The following is a 12442-nucleotide window of genomic DNA, read 5'->3' on the forward strand; positions in this document are numbered from 1 at the left end:
AAAAAAGGGGATGTTTTACGCTGTTTTAAGACAGAAAAATAAAAAAGCCCCAATTATGGGGCTAGATGCAACGCAATGACACGGATTCGCACCGTAGCTTCCTCTATCAAGGCGTACTCCTTCTATACTATCCCTTGCGTTTTCTATTAAAATTATACCACTCTTTCGTCACTCTATCAACCATTTTCCTCTCTTTAGTTGTCAGATTTGTACCACCTTTTTTACTTACTTCATATTCATTATGAAAATAACCGCGATGAACATGAGGAATCATTTTTTTATGTTCATGATCTAGGTCTATCTGTTTATTACGTTTATTTTTTGTATCATTGTAAGTGATACTCTTTAAATTGTTTGTGTGTTTATCAACTAATACATATACTCTACCTTTGGTCATGGTTTCCATAGGTGCTACTTGTCCACCACTACCATTTTGAGTGACAAATTTTATATTACCTGCTATATGCAAGGTGCTATATTCTGTCCCATACTTTTTGCCTTTGTTGCTTCTTCCGGAGCTCGCACCTCTACCACCCATTGTTTACCTCCCATTTTGTCGTTTCCATTCATTAAACGAAATTAGGTAATCCTCTTTTCCTACTGAGGCTCTATGATTTACTAGTTTCCCATGCCTATTTAGCGTTCCTGTCCCCATCAAAGCCCATGAGTTTTTTCTTCTTTCTACTTCTGCTCGCCAGTCTTTTATATCTTTTTGATTTCTTTTGTCTATTTTACGAGTTTGAGCTTTATTCAACTCTTTGACGAGAGTTCCATTTTTTCTAGCATTTTCCAAAGCCTTTGAAAACGATGCCCCCTTATGGTGTATCGGAAGCTCGTAACCATCCCATGTTGCTATACCATCTTTTCCTATTCGTTGATATTGACGAATGGATCCATCTGCCATTTTTACCGCGATTCTATCAATCTTGTTACTTCCGCTTTTTGCTCCTCTACCGCCCATTATTTTTCATCCTTTCCGTTGTTGCATTTTCAAAATAAACAACCTCTATATCTTTATAATCGTACTCCACTTTTCCGCCATATACTACAATTCTTTTGGGATTGAGGCGCTTTATCATTTCTGTTACGCCCTTTTCCCAAATGTTCAACTGCTCTTTGTTTTGCTTAACGCCTATTGTACTGATTGCTAGCGTTGCACCTTGAGGTAAACCATCAAAACAAAAAGCAAAACTTTCCTCAGTTGACCACGATACCGTTGGAATAACCGTCATACCGTAATCTTGCATTATCTGACCAATCAATCTTGATCTGTAAATGTTCCATACTTGCATAGCCATAGGCATATCAAGGTATAGACTAAAGTCTGGAGTTAAGGCGCTATCAAAATCTAACAGCTTTTCAATATAAAAGTCTGGTCTTTGCCAAATCCGTTCAAATTGATAATCATCTAAAAAGAAATGCACACATGAGCTATAATCTGGTTTATTCAAAACATAATTAAAACCTTGAAAATCTTTAGGTATATGATCCACTCCCTCAAGTATAGGCATGTTATAAAGACCATCTACTCTACTTTCGTCATAATGAAAAAGATTGTACTGGTTTATGGTTGTGTCTCTATGAAAGTCCTCTGCATCTTCTTCCTCGATGTCAGATTCCTCTTGCTCTTGATTCATACCAAAATCTAAGCCTGTTACGGATAAGTCAAACCCGAATTGGCTCATATCTATTGTTTCAAACTCACCTAGTTCAACATTCAAAAGCTCCGCATCCCATGTTGAATACTCAGCAACTCGATTATCTGCTAGTCTATAAGCCTTTATCTGCTCGTCTGTCAAGTTTACAGCATGAGCGACAGGTATTGTGTCTATACCTAAAGAAAGAGCTGCTTTTAGCCTTGTATGTCCTGTAATGATGACATTATTATCATCTACTAAGATAGGTTGCTGAAAACCAAAAGCTTTTATGGATGCAGCAACTTTCTCCGTCGCCTCTCCGTCATTATGCCTAGCATTTTTGTGATATGGTTTAACGGATTTTATATCCACATACTCGATTTGTAAGTTGTCCATATCTCTCCTTTCAAAAAAAGCTTACATATCTTGATTATAGATACATAAGCTTTGGTTTTTTTACGGTTCTTTATCTAAGATTGCGTTTTCAAGTAATTCTGTGTAAGTCGCACGAAAATAATCATTAAACCACGCATTAAGTAATACATAGGCTTGGGTTGGGCTATAAAATAGTATTTTTTGACAAGCTCCAATAACATTCATGTTCTCGTAGACATAAACCTCTTTTATTGCCTGCAAATATTTAGGATCAGACCCATCTATAAAATCTTCAGTTGATTTTTTTAAATTGGTTAAAAACTTAGCTTCAAGACTATCATTTTTGATATGAGAAACTATAATCTTTTGCTCCAAAATGGTTCTTTTCGGATTTTTCTTGTCCCTCAAAAAATACCACTTGAGCCAATTGATTTCTCTCCTATGGATAACAGATAATCGCTCTATTTTTTTCTTCGTCATCCGTTACCTCCAAATCTCACTAAATAAATAGACTAGCTATCCAAATCAATAATGCGCAAGTTACAATCTTTGAGATACTACTAGTAACAGAACGGGAATAGTCTTCATAAGATTCTTTTTTACTTGACACAAAAGGGAAGATGAATGACAGTAGCGCATCTAATCCCAAAGCTTGCCAAACTGAAATTTTTCCAACCGGGACAATTGTTGTTACGACCTCATTCCAGCCAAATTGCACTACAAACGGTGAGGCAATGATTACAAATACCGCCCCAATGATAATACCTGTTTTTTTAGATTTCATTTTTCTTCTCCTGTGATTCTATTTTTTAAGGTTACGATTTTAAAATAGTTTGAACACACTCGACTGTGAACTACTGTAACCACTTTTTCCCACTGATGTCTTGAGTAAGGATAGTTTTTAGGTCTGATTTTCGTTGGGATTTTTATGCGTTTGCTTTCAGTTTTTGCAGCTTGTTCAAGTGTTTGTACCATCACTCCACCTCCCCAATAATATCCAACACTTTTAAGAGCTTATCTACTGAATTTCGAGTGATAGAAATACGATGTTCTCCTAAATTGTAAGGTGTTCTTAAAAACAAGATATTAGGGCCTAGACAGATGCGACTAATATCATCTATGTTGATAAGCTCATCTTCAGTATGTCCTCTATAACAAGATTGTATTTTAACAAATTTTGTCATTTATTCCACCTCCTGAACTTTCCAACCAAGAATATCTGCAGCTTTTTGGGCTTCTTCCTTTGTGTCGAATTTCTTGACATACTCCATCGTACCAGGTTGTTCATCCACTAGTCTGACAATTTCAATATCTTCTTGATAGTTTTTGAAATACAAATGATTGCCATCCGTCACTATATACTTTGTTCCCTGAATCTCGTAGCCGTCAAGCCATGCACGAGCGAAAGCTTCTTGGTTGCTCGTCTTTTTAATCCATAATATTAAATCGAAACTTTGGTTGTTTTCTTTCATAAAGTTTGGATTCATAGCAGTATATAGACTAGTTGTTAAATGTTCTTTACAAACCTCAATCCAATCCGCCACACACTGCTGTACTTTGACTTTAATTTTGGGTTTATCAGTGATGTCATTTTTAGTATAAATATTAATGTTTGGTACATTGAGAGTTTGCCCGTATTCCAATCTAACTACATTCTCAACGAACTTGTTCTCATCCACATTAAAACCGACTATTTTCCCTTTCAAGAAAACTTCATCCCCTATAAAAAAGTTAAAGCGTGGTGTTTCAATTAGATCTTTATTCATTTTCCACCTCTTCTATATCAAACTCTAATCTATAATGCCCTTTTTCCTCACTTAATCCACCATAAACAAAAGATAACTTTTTGATAACCTTATGATTATCATCTGTCCAAATACCTGCATCAGTCATGCCATCAATGATAGCCTTGACTGTCGGATACAAGTTAGGCGGATCTAATTTAGACTTAGTAGGGCTGTAAATTGTAACTGTAACCTCACAAGGGTTAGAGGGGCTAAAAGCAGCCCTCCCTTTATCCTTGTTCATTGATGTATGCCAATAAGCAAAAGCTCTAATGCGCTTAGTAACTTTAGCCTTATCTGTTTGGTGTTGCCTGTCATTACTGTTGATAACCATGTTTAGAGATTTTAGCTTAGTATTTCGAGGCAAAGAAAATTCAAATTTCACATCTTCCCCCTCCTCATCTTTTTAATTATATCTACAACAATTCCAGACCATTCTTCATTTGTGGTCTCCCTAAAGTCAAACTGTGACATTTCTTCAACCCTTTTAAAAAGAGCTAGTTTCAAGAAAGACCCATCTTTTTCCGAAAAATCAAAGCCACTTATTGAAGTTGCTGTTCTGATTCCCTTGCCATAGCCATCTGCTTTTACAATAATCCTTGTTTTATGAAACTCGGGGAGATATTCAATTTGAACCGTACCTCTCAAATCGCATCCATCAACTTTCTTTAGCATCGATGCAATTTTTTTGGTTTCGTTTTCTTTTCTTACCCCCATGAAAGGATATCTTTTAGGCTTTGCCATCATTCACCATCCTTTATTTCTTCAAATAACCTGGTGCATCATCCCCTATGTTGATGCTCTCATATTGCTCTTTAGTGACAAGAAACTTGCCATAAGCTCCGATAGTAATCGTATAATGCCCATCAACAATGGCTTTATCTGTTACCGTTCCGATAAGCTCCCCACCAGCATTATCAACTTGATAAATAATGACTGGTTTTCTTTTTTTCAATTCATCCACTTGTTGCTCCAGCTTGACCACCTGCGGTTTATAGTGATTTTTAGAGATTATCAAACCTAGATTTAGCATTGATAAAGACAAGGCTGCAAGTGCAAAAAATAGACCAACTCGATTTTTATTTTTCATGTCATGTCTCCAAAATCTTTATCACTGTGTAAATCAAAGCGATAGCATAAGCATCTAAGATAAACCAAACCACCTTGTCCGCTTTTCCTTTTTTGTAGGTTTTGTGCCCAGCAACGAAAATCAGAATAGAAAGGAGCAAGCAAGCGCTGATAACCATCAATTTCAAAAACAAGATCATCTAATTACCGCCTAACTCTTCAACCACTTTACTTACAGCTGCTAAAATCTGTTCTTTTACTTTGGTGTCCTTGATGTCATCAATTCCCTCAACTTTCCCAGTTTCTACATTGATAGCGATTGATCCAACTAAAGAGCTATCATCCTCATTTTCATCAGCTTCTTCAAGCACTTCTTTAGCACTCTTACCATCTAAGATATCTAGCAAATCATGACTAATATTGTGTATAACATTAGATGTTTTAAATTCACTCACATTCTTTTCCAAAAGAGAGTAGAACATTGCCTTTTTACTAGCATAATGTAATGCCTCAACGAACTCTTTCAAGTTCTCTACGATAGTTTCAGCTAATACTGTGTTTTTAGTTTCTTTAGTCATTGTTTTTTTCCTCCAAAAAATCATATATTGTTGTTTGATAATAATTAGTGTGTTTAAAATAAGCTGGTTTGAAACGTTGATAGCATTTTCTCTTGTGCAGCCTTATAGAAATCTTTCTTAATTTCAAATCCATAGGCTGACCTATTCATCTCAATAGCAGCCCTTAGAGTTGATCCAGAACCTGCTACGGGATCAATGACAACATCGCCCTCATCTGTAAAAATTTCAATCAATCGTTTCAAAACTGGTATCGGCTTTTGCGTGGGGTGGATAACGGGATAAGAGCTATCTTTTTCCCACGGGGCATGATTGAGTATCATAGCCCCACCATTGTTAAATTTAGGGGGCTTATCACGATATAATACCGTTGCCTCTTCAACTGCGCCAACAATTTTCATGTTGGCCTTTAGCACTTGTGGGCTTGATTTCTTTGTAAAATAGAGCGGATAAGCATTATTAAAACCATGATTTTTACCACATTCTATAATCATGTCTCGCTGTTGCCAGGCATGAAAGACAATCATAGCAGGCGCTTTCCCCTTTTCCTTGGGTTCTTTCTTCAACAACCGACTACAAAAATCAAAGAAATTATTGATTTTAAAATCATTATCTGTGTCAAAAAACGATTTTCCAGCCAACTTACTCTCGCCGTTTTTGTTATCGCCATCTTTGTACCATCTAGGATCAGAAGCATAAGCATTATTTCCAAGATTATAGGGAATATCGGCAATGATAAGTTGCGCCCTCGGTATGTTGTATCGCTTAGCATTTTCAAAGTGGTCGTTGATAAGTTCAAATTTCATCACAACCTCCTTACTTCAAAAGTTTTTGTAACTGATTTAAGCGATCTTGACTATCTAACAACTCCAGATATCTTTTATGGCTGATCAAGACATATCCTGCTAGGTCATGACCTAGTAAAGTATCATCAACAAATAGCTCCATCTGCTCAGTTGAGGTGTCAAAGTGAGACTCTGCATCAGTGTCCTTTTTCTTCTTGGTAAAGGTGTTAGCAATAACCTCAATCTCTGACTCATTGCTTAAAAATGATGATACTTGAGTATTTAGGGCATCGGCGAATGCCTCGATTTCCTCAATCGTTGGAGTTGTAACATTTCTCTCAATGTCACTTACTCGATTTTGACTGATACCGACCATAGGGGCAAGATCATACTGAGTAAGCTCTGCCTCTTTACGGATAGCGCGCATTTTAGCGCCATCAAATACTTTCATCTAAATACCTCCCCACCATCTGAGTACCATTTATTTTTAAGTACATGACGTGCAATCTCGCATTGCACTTGTGGTTTCTGATAATAATCCACTTTTGCCTTGTGCTTTTTGATAGCTTGCATAGTGTGAATTGTAACAATCGCTGCCCATGTGATAGACATCAAAGTTGTAAGTACCATAACGATTTCAATCTTTGTCATTTTCTGTTTCCTTTTCAAATTGGTTTAAATAGGGTTAATTTCCTCCTAACCCCTGTGCTATTGCAGCAATAACATTTACTGTTACGCTGTTGCCTGCTTGCTTGTATAATTGACTGTTAGAGTTGACCTCCTGCGCCTTGTCAAAAGCCCAATCAGGAAAACCTTGTAACCTCCAGCATTCTCTAGGTGTCAGCTTTCTAATCCTAAAGTCAGGCTCAACCACGTCTTGACTCTCTCCAGTTAAGAGAGTATTTGCTATCTGCTTACCTACTCGCCCTCTGCGTGTTTTAGAGTTTGGATGCGATAGGTTTACACTATCTCCAATTTCAGCTTCTTGGTAGCCTTGCTTGGTTGCCTCTTTTACTCTGATTTTAGGTTCAAGATTTCCTCCTTGATACGCTCTGATTGTTGGTGAAATACCATCAATCTCATAAACAACGCCGCTTTGATTGTAGTTTGGTTGCAGAACACCAAACTGCTTTATTTCATTTTCAATTAAAACTTTTAACGGATCTTTTTGTGTCGTAGTACTACACAGGGTAGGAGCTAATGAGTCAATTGAGACGACATCACCACTTTGCGATTTCCCTTTTTTTCTAATATTTCCAACCTTGTTTATTTTTGGTTGTTCACAAGTAATCGCTGCACCATCTCCGCTGAGAGGAAATACCTTTCGTCCACTTCCTCCTCTAAGATGTCCGATAATGAACACACGTTCCCGATTTTGGGGGACTCCAAAATTTTTGCTGTTAAGCACTTGCCATTCCACATCATACCCCAGTTCATCCAACGCTGAGAGGATGACCTCAAAGGTATTTCCTCTGTCGTGGTTGAGGAGTCCCTTGACGTTTTCAAGGAATAGATATCTGGGTTTGAGAATAGATGCGAACCTTGCGATTTCAAAGAAGAGAGTTCCTCTTGTATCTTCAAATCCTCGTCTTGCTCCTGCAATAGAGAAAGCTTGGCACGGAAATCCTCCACAGATAACATCAACATGTCCGATTCCTCGAATAGTGTCATCTGATACTGTTGTGATGTCATGTAATTCAATTTCTCCTTTCGTATCGTGTATAGCTTTATAACTAGCTCTAGCGAATTTGTCTATTTCACAAAATCCTATACATTCATGCCCGGCTGATTCCATGCCGATCCTAAAACCTCCAATGCCAGCAAATAAGTCTAAGAATTTCATTTTCTGCACTATATCACCCTCTCATCTTATTTCTGATGGTGAAAGAGTGTTTAGGTGGTGCATCTTCAAAAGCATCTTGAAACTCTTGATTGATTTTGCGGATATTGAAAGGTTCGACGGCATGGAAATAATAACCATGTTCATCAGTTTCCCCCTCGATACCAGTTGCCCACGACAAGAAAACAGCTTGTTTACACGATGGGCAAGTAAGAGCCTTGCGATGCGCTCCTACCTTAACCACTTTACAGTGTCCACAAAATGGGCATTGTAAGTCTGCTTTAACTTTGATAAATTCCATTCAGCACCTCCTATAATTTAGTGTAGATTTCATATTGGGATATAGTCTGACCGTGTGACAATATACTGCTCAAATAACCGTGATTATGTCCTAAGAATTCACTAGCTTTCGCCATGCTTCTAAACATGTGTATTTCTTTAGTCTTTTTATCAACTAAAATGATGCTCATTCCTGTTTTGATTAGGTTGTTATCGAAAGCATGATTATTGTTTTCTTTGTAAGTCGCCCACTCAAGATTGCTAACATGATTATTTTCTGGGTTGCCATCAATATGATTTACTGTCGGTTTGTTATCTGGATTTGGTATAAATGCCTCTGCAACCAATCTATGTACTAGGTAATCTTTCGATCTCTTATTTTTCCATAGAGACACCCTAGGTTCTCTAGTTTTGGTTGATTTAGGTTTCAAAATCCTCTGTTTCCAATGCCTGATACCGTATCTTTGGCTATGTGTGATTTTATCTTTGTGAGTTCTAACTCTACCATGGTTTGAAACTTCATAAATCCCCTCATAACCATTGATCTCTTTCCAAATTTCTTTGCTCATAAATCACCTCAAAACGGCAGATCTGAATCGTCAATATCCAATGGGTTTGTCGGTCTGCCAAATGGATTGTTGTCTCGGGTGAAATCAGGAACTGGATTTGTTGTGTTCCCCTCAAAGAAACTACCTTGTTGTCCGTAACTATTTCCATTTTGGAAAGAACTGCCCTGGTTGCTGTAACCCTGTTGCTGATAACAGCCATGATGATCTTGATGGCCTTGATTATTTTGCTGACTGTTGCGGCTTTCCAACAGTTGAAAATTACTAGCAACAACCTCTGTGATATAAACACGTTGGCCTTGCTGGTTATCATAACTACGTGTTTGAATTACTCCTGTGATACCAATCAATGAGCCTTTTTTAGCCCAATTAGCAAGATTTTCAGCTGATTGTCTCCAGATAACGCAATTGATAAAATCAGCCTCACGCTCTCCAGCCTCGTTCTTAAATGGACGGTTTACAGCAAGAGTAAACGTAGCAACTGCAATATTAGATTGCGTGTATCTCAGTTCGGCATCTCTTGTAAGTCGCCCTACTAAAACAACGTTATTTATCATCCTTTACCTCCATCACATCAACATCTGTAACAATCACATCATCAAGACTAAACTCATCCCATAGTAACGATGACATTTTTACAGCAGCCATATAGTGATTTTCAGCCTCAACTACTATCCCTAAGTCTAGGTCATCCTTTTTAGCTGATACATAATATTTATTTTGTGCCATCTTGTACCTCCTCTAAATCAGAAGATTTAACAAACACACCATCCACCATCTTTCCTTGACGGTCTTTGATTTCATTCCATGCCAATTCAAGGCACTCTGTCAAAGTCAAGTCAAATTTCTTAGCAACAAACATCAGATAAATAGCAATGTTACGGCTACTTAACTGAATTTGAGTGCGTGCGTTAATGCGATTTGTATTAGTTGAAACATCAACCAAACCACGCGCAATCAATCCAATTTCATTAGCAATGTGCAAGTACAGTAACTCTACTGACCACTGATCTACATAATGAAAGTTATGCTGTCCGTTCTCATCTGGATTGAGAGACAAATGGATTTTAGAAAAGTTCATCTGTTGAGCTAGGATAGTCAAGACAACCATCATATCTCCAACGCTATCAGCTATCTTTTCCTTATCCTTTCGCACTGTCGCACCATTGAGCTCCCCCCACTCTTCATTGAGTTTGAGCATTTGAGATAATGGGCTTGCTTTGTCAAGCTCCTTAGCTGTTGACCAACCTTTCACATTTTCAATCAGTTCATTAAATTTCATTGAGCATACCTCCTGTTGCAATATTCACGTTCTAAGCTATCTAGCCCAGCTTTTAGATACTCAATAGAGTAGACAGCAAGACCTTTCTTTTCAATTTGTGTGAGAGGCCTGTTAGCCTCCTCAAACTCTAAAATAAGTTGATACTTTTTAAATTCCACCTAAACCTCCAAAGTTTCAAAGCTGATAAAGTTATCCTCAAGCCATTCTTTCAACTGATCAAGCTGAGATTTCCCACCATGCAATGTCAAACGCAAGTCAATTGTTAAAGGCTCGCTAGGCTCAAATTTTGCCACCTCTCGCACGTTGTTTTGTGGTTCTGGTGTAATTGTATCCTGTTCCAAAATCTCGCCTGTTTCGGCATCGTAAGCCTTGATATTCGTATTAGCATTTTTCTTGGCCGATTGAGCAATTTCTTCAAGTCGTTCATCTTTTGCTTTTTCTTGAGCCTCTTTCTGCTCTTTGCGTGCAATCTCAGCATCACGATCTGATTTCATCATCTTGAAAATATCAACAAGACTCTTACCATCTTCAAGATGTCTGATATAGCTATCAGCTGGTAAATCGTACTCTTGAGCTAACTCTTGGATAGCTTGCTTGTTAGCCTTGTATTCTTCCAGGGCATCAAATTCTGAAAGCACTAAAGCATCCATTTCATCAAGTGTTGTCTTTTTCAGCTCATACTTGCCTGTTTTAAAATGTTTCTTGAGGCTGTACTCATCGTATTTGTCAGCGAATGTGGATTTTTCAATCCCTGCAACCATACACTTATCCTCGAATGTGGCACGCACGACATCCACGCGCATCAATCGTTCATGTTCATCAATCGCATTAAGTCCTGCTGTGATGTTTGAGATAACATCATCCAATGGCTCAACTGTTTTCTTGTACCACTTCTCAAATTCCTTGTAAGGATTATTGATGTTGTTTTTGATTTCCTTACGCCGAGTTTCCAGCGCCTCTTTCAATTTATTAAGGCGTGTACGCTCATCATAATCAATCTTGTAAGTGGATGCTGTCACCTCGTAATCCGTGTACTGTGCAACGATTGCCGCAAGTTGTTTCTCCACGCTATCGTAATCAACATTGATTACTGCAGGTTGAAAATCTACTTTGATTTCTGTTAAGTTATTAGTTACATCTTTTACCATGTCTTATACTCCTTGTTTTTCGTATGCTTTTTGAATTTGTTTAGTGAGATATTCCATCACTATGTTATAGCCATCAACTGGCACTTGGTGGAAATCGTCTATTTGGTACTTGCTCAATACAAAATTTGCAACTGTATCAAATGGCGCTCCCTTAATCGTCGCAATTTCTTCAACGTTCTTGATAATTTCTTGATACTGAATGTTGTCAATGTATCTTACTTGATTTTGTTCTTGGGCTTGCTGGTTGTTTGGTTTCTGTTGCTGATTAGTTTGCCCTTGTTCTTGGCTTTCTTCTACTGGATACTCATCAACATCCTCACCTCCAATGGCAAATAAACCTTGTAAAGCATATTTTCTAGCATAAGAACCAACCGCACCTGTCCATTGTGGATCTTGCATCTGTTTCACATCCCCTTTTTGTGTGTGAAAAATTGGTACATCTTCTTCTCTAGCCCATCCAATAGCTTTTTCAATCGTGCCATCACTTTCTCTTTTAGCAACGGCTGTCGCTTTATAATACAGTTTGTCGCCTTTTTGAATGATGTCATCTTCAGGAAATGACACACTCCAACCACTGTCAAGAGACTTAAATTTATTATTGATATCCTCTGCGGTTCTAAACGGATATTTCACTCCCTGTTTCGTTTGTTTTTCGATTTGCATTTTTCGCTGCAATTCTGCAAATGTTAAATCTGCCATTTTCCTCCTCCTTTAAAAACTCTGTAAATCCCTTATTATCTATAAGTATGAGTTTGTTGTTTATTAGTAGTTATTATTCTGCTATCGTGTCATCTTAACGGTTTTAGCCATTTCTTTCTTCCATGACTGACTGCCTCGATATTGCAGATAAGCATCAAAACCTTTGATTGTGACAAGCTGGCCATCATTTCTGAGGTGTTTTTGTTGACTAGGCAATTTTTTCATCTCTCGCCTCATATCTCCCGCTTGCCGTTTTGAACATCCAAAGATGTGCTCTAGTTCTTCATCGTTTGCAGAAATCTTCTCGATGATCACATCTTTAATTCTCACGATTTGAACTGTTTCCATTTTTGCTCCTTTCGTGGTATAGTTTTTTTGAATAATTTTGTCATGCGCCTGATTGC

General features: G+C 37.7%; 26 protein-coding genes. All 26 read right to left on the reverse strand.

What is annotated here, in order from left to right:
• Positions 1-127 precede the first annotated feature (127 nt).
• Positions 128-538: a hypothetical protein gene (locus D8852_RS07435; RefSeq protein ID WP_125425295.1), complete on the reverse strand. Its 411-nt coding sequence runs from the start codon at positions 536-538 to the stop codon at positions 128-130.
• A 3-nt stretch (positions 539-541) separates the two neighbouring features.
• The gene (locus D8852_RS07440) at positions 542-961 is read right to left on the reverse strand and encodes a hypothetical protein (protein WP_125425296.1); all 420 of its coding nucleotides are present in this window, start codon (positions 959-961) and stop codon (positions 542-544) included.
• The gene (locus tag D8852_RS07445; protein ID WP_125425297.1) at positions 951-2033 is read right to left on the reverse strand and encodes a DUF4417 domain-containing protein; all 1083 of its coding nucleotides are present in this window, start codon (positions 2031-2033) and stop codon (positions 951-953) included. Before D8852_RS07445 ends, D8852_RS07440 begins: the two co-directional genes overlap by 11 nt.
• 60 nt (positions 2034-2093) lie before the next feature.
• The gene (locus D8852_RS07450; protein WP_125425298.1) at positions 2094-2492 is read right to left on the reverse strand and encodes a hypothetical protein; all 399 of its coding nucleotides are present in this window, start codon (positions 2490-2492) and stop codon (positions 2094-2096) included.
• A gap of 19 nt (positions 2493-2511) precedes the next feature.
• Positions 2512-2796 (reverse strand): hypothetical protein, encoded by a 285-nt coding sequence (locus tag D8852_RS07455; protein ID WP_125425299.1) that lies wholly within the window; start codon positions 2794-2796, stop codon positions 2512-2514.
• On the reverse strand, positions 2793-2987 hold the full coding sequence (locus D8852_RS07460; RefSeq protein WP_125425300.1) for a hypothetical protein: 195 nt from the start codon (positions 2985-2987) through the stop codon (positions 2793-2795). The genes D8852_RS07455 and D8852_RS07460 overlap by 4 nt, the downstream gene beginning before the upstream one ends.
• On the reverse strand, positions 2987-3196 hold the full coding sequence (locus tag D8852_RS07465) for a hypothetical protein (protein ID WP_125425301.1): 210 nt from the start codon (positions 3194-3196) through the stop codon (positions 2987-2989). The genes D8852_RS07460 and D8852_RS07465 overlap by 1 nt, the downstream gene beginning before the upstream one ends.
• Positions 3197-3778 carry a DUF1642 domain-containing protein gene (locus tag D8852_RS07470; protein ID WP_260467097.1) on the reverse strand — a complete coding sequence of 194 codons (582 nt, stop codon included), beginning with the start codon at positions 3776-3778 and terminating at the stop codon, positions 3197-3199. It abuts the gene before it with no gap.
• On the reverse strand, positions 3771-4181 hold the full coding sequence (locus D8852_RS07475) for an endodeoxyribonuclease RusA (RefSeq protein WP_044812492.1): 411 nt from the start codon (positions 4179-4181) through the stop codon (positions 3771-3773). Before D8852_RS07475 ends, D8852_RS07470 begins: the two co-directional genes overlap by 8 nt.
• Positions 4178-4540 carry a hypothetical protein gene (locus D8852_RS07480; protein WP_125425302.1) on the reverse strand — a complete coding sequence of 121 codons (363 nt, stop codon included), beginning with the start codon at positions 4538-4540 and terminating at the stop codon, positions 4178-4180. Before D8852_RS07480 ends, D8852_RS07475 begins: the two co-directional genes overlap by 4 nt.
• A gap of 13 nt (positions 4541-4553) precedes the next feature.
• Positions 4554-4886 carry a DUF1372 family protein gene (locus tag D8852_RS07485; protein ID WP_125425303.1) on the reverse strand — a complete coding sequence of 111 codons (333 nt, stop codon included), beginning with the start codon at positions 4884-4886 and terminating at the stop codon, positions 4554-4556.
• 1 nt (position 4887) lies between these two features.
• Positions 4888-5064: a hypothetical protein gene (locus D8852_RS10045; RefSeq protein ID WP_185755600.1), complete on the reverse strand. Its 177-nt coding sequence runs from the start codon at positions 5062-5064 to the stop codon at positions 4888-4890.
• Positions 5065-5442 carry a hypothetical protein gene (locus tag D8852_RS07490; RefSeq protein WP_125425304.1) on the reverse strand — a complete coding sequence of 126 codons (378 nt, stop codon included), beginning with the start codon at positions 5440-5442 and terminating at the stop codon, positions 5065-5067.
• A 53-nt stretch (positions 5443-5495) separates the two neighbouring features.
• Entirely contained in the window at positions 5496-6245 is a 750-nt protein-coding gene (locus tag D8852_RS07495; RefSeq protein WP_125425305.1) for a DNA-methyltransferase, read from the reverse strand.
• Between the two features lie 10 nt (positions 6246-6255).
• Entirely contained in the window at positions 6256-6675 is a 420-nt protein-coding gene (locus D8852_RS07500) for a helix-turn-helix domain-containing protein (RefSeq protein ID WP_125425306.1), read from the reverse strand.
• Positions 6672-6875 carry a hypothetical protein gene (locus D8852_RS07505; protein ID WP_000161128.1) on the reverse strand — a complete coding sequence of 68 codons (204 nt, stop codon included), beginning with the start codon at positions 6873-6875 and terminating at the stop codon, positions 6672-6674. The genes D8852_RS07500 and D8852_RS07505 overlap by 4 nt, the downstream gene beginning before the upstream one ends.
• 34 nt (positions 6876-6909) lie before the next feature.
• The gene (locus D8852_RS07510) at positions 6910-8067 is read right to left on the reverse strand and encodes a DNA cytosine methyltransferase (RefSeq protein ID WP_125425307.1); all 1158 of its coding nucleotides are present in this window, start codon (positions 8065-8067) and stop codon (positions 6910-6912) included.
• Positions 8068-8080: 13 nt separating this feature from the next.
• Entirely contained in the window at positions 8081-8365 is a 285-nt protein-coding gene (locus tag D8852_RS07515) for a hypothetical protein (RefSeq protein WP_125411308.1), read from the reverse strand.
• A 10-nt stretch (positions 8366-8375) separates the two neighbouring features.
• Positions 8376-8912, reverse strand: coding sequence for an NUMOD4 domain-containing protein (locus D8852_RS07520; protein WP_125425308.1), 537 nt, complete (start codon positions 8910-8912; stop codon positions 8376-8378).
• Between the two features lie 8 nt (positions 8913-8920).
• On the reverse strand, positions 8921-9466 hold the full coding sequence (ssb, locus tag D8852_RS07525) for a single-stranded DNA-binding protein (protein WP_125425309.1): 546 nt from the start codon (positions 9464-9466) through the stop codon (positions 8921-8923).
• Positions 9456-9638 carry a hypothetical protein gene (locus tag D8852_RS07530; protein ID WP_125425310.1) on the reverse strand — a complete coding sequence of 61 codons (183 nt, stop codon included), beginning with the start codon at positions 9636-9638 and terminating at the stop codon, positions 9456-9458. The genes ssb and D8852_RS07530 overlap by 11 nt, the downstream gene beginning before the upstream one ends.
• Complete coding sequence (locus D8852_RS07535) at positions 9625-10191, reverse strand: MazG-like family protein (RefSeq protein WP_125425311.1); 567 nt, start codon at positions 10189-10191, stop codon at positions 9625-9627. The genes D8852_RS07530 and D8852_RS07535 overlap by 14 nt, the downstream gene beginning before the upstream one ends.
• On the reverse strand, positions 10188-10349 hold the full coding sequence (locus tag D8852_RS10050; protein WP_185755601.1) for a hypothetical protein: 162 nt from the start codon (positions 10347-10349) through the stop codon (positions 10188-10190). Before D8852_RS10050 ends, D8852_RS07535 begins: the two co-directional genes overlap by 4 nt.
• Positions 10350-11339: a DUF1351 domain-containing protein gene (locus tag D8852_RS07540; protein ID WP_125425312.1), complete on the reverse strand. Its 990-nt coding sequence runs from the start codon at positions 11337-11339 to the stop codon at positions 10350-10352.
• Between the two features lie 3 nt (positions 11340-11342).
• Positions 11343-12038, reverse strand: a complete 696-nt coding sequence (locus D8852_RS07545; RefSeq protein WP_125425313.1) for an ERF family protein — start codon at positions 12036-12038, stop codon at positions 11343-11345.
• Positions 12039-12119: 81 nt separating this feature from the next.
• Positions 12120-12386: a hypothetical protein gene (locus tag D8852_RS07550; RefSeq protein ID WP_125425314.1), complete on the reverse strand. Its 267-nt coding sequence runs from the start codon at positions 12384-12386 to the stop codon at positions 12120-12122.
• Positions 12387-12442 lie beyond the last annotated feature (56 nt).

It is taken from the genome of Streptococcus mitis (genome assembly GCF_003942695.1).
Taxonomy (GTDB): domain Bacteria; phylum Bacillota; class Bacilli; order Lactobacillales; family Streptococcaceae; genus Streptococcus; species Streptococcus mitis_BD.